Annotated in this window: 3 protein-coding genes; all 3 read right to left on the bottom strand. The window is 43.3% G+C overall.

The annotated features are described in order from the left end of the window. The coding region (locus AC1DSE_RS35475) for a YlmH family RNA-binding protein (RefSeq protein WP_477529146.1) at positions 1-724 on the bottom strand (724 nt) is incomplete at its 3' end. Positions 725-742: 18 nt separating this feature from the next. Next, entirely contained in the window at positions 743-1,009 is a 267-nt protein-coding gene (locus AC1DSE_RS35480) for a YggT family protein (RefSeq protein ID WP_054027981.1), read from the bottom strand. Between the two features lie 10 nt (positions 1,010-1,019). Then, a partial coding sequence (locus AC1DSE_RS35485; RefSeq protein WP_477529147.1) for a cell division protein SepF occupies positions 1,020-1,249 on the bottom strand: 230 nt, incomplete at its 5' end.

Below are 1,249 nucleotides of genomic sequence, written 5' to 3' on the forward strand. Positions count from 1 at the left end.
CTAGTACTTTAAATCGGCCAAGTCCTTTGAATGACACAACGTCACCCGCTCGAAGCTGCTCGGATGGGTCTTCTTCCGATTTCCAATTCACCCTGCATCTTCCTGCCCGAATCGGATCAACGATTTTGGATCTGCTTATGCGATAAACATCGCTCGCAATCCCATCCAATCGCATAGAAGCAACTGACAAACTCATTTCCTCCAGCTTAACCAATGCCGTCTGAAGCTCAGATAGTGGAAGTACGTCTGTCAGCACATTAATCCGATGAACCTGTCTCAGATGGATATTCAAGTAATCCGCAATTTCATCCATAACAATGATATGACAAAAATGCTCATGCACATGTATGTCACCAATTCGGTCACGTTTTATACCAAGTCCAAGCAATGCTCCTAAAAAATCACCATGATCTAATTCCATTTGGGCTTGTCCCGGTCCATTAACTACAAGAACAGATATGCCAGCATTTTCGTCATCCAAATTTCGATAATCTGGACCTATAATGRCTCGTCTACGCTCAGCTTGATCATAACCGCCGTCAAACCGGACATTAACATCAGGGTTGCGATTTGCCAAAATAGTTAATATTTGTGCTTGTCTTGGGTCTAAAAAATCGGTCCGCTTCAGCTCATGCTGCTGTGCGGACCGCTCTATCCATTCCTCCGCCCGATCTACGAAAGGTTTCTCATCGGGATGGAAATGATCGTATATTCCTTGTTTCATATAAACTCATTCCTTTAATCAAATAAAAAATCCGATTACTGCAATCAGGCCATACGCTACAAATTGCAAAGCGAACACGGCAAGGATTGGCGAAAGATCCAGCATGCCTCCGATTGGCGGAATAAACTTTCTGAAAATACCTAAGTATGGCTCAACCAGCTTACCTAGAAATACGCCGATAAAGCTTTCACGAGCGTTAGGCAACCAAGATAGCAGCACATAACCAATGATCATAAACGTGTAAATTTTTTGTACCAGCATCACAATACTATAAACTTCATCCATTAACTCAAGGTCACCTCATTTTGTTGTAGTCGTTCTCCTCCGCCAGCATTTCCGTTATAGCACCTTGAATTTCGACTGAATCCGGCGTACAAAGAAAAATATTGGGTCCTAGCTTAGAGATGCTTCCGCCTAAAGCGTACACGGTACCGCTTAGAAAATCAACAATTCGAACAGCAAGATCGCTGCGAACACGTTGAAGATTCACGATTACTGCACGGCGTGAACGCAAATGATCAGCAA

The organism is Paenibacillus sp. 01L418 (assembly GCF_056400045.1).

Coding starts and splice junctions, on each gene's coding strand:
- AC1DSE_RS35480 (WP_054027981.1), bottom strand. CDS start 1,009: ATGGATGAAGTTTATAGTATTGTGATGCTGGTACAAAAAATTTACACG.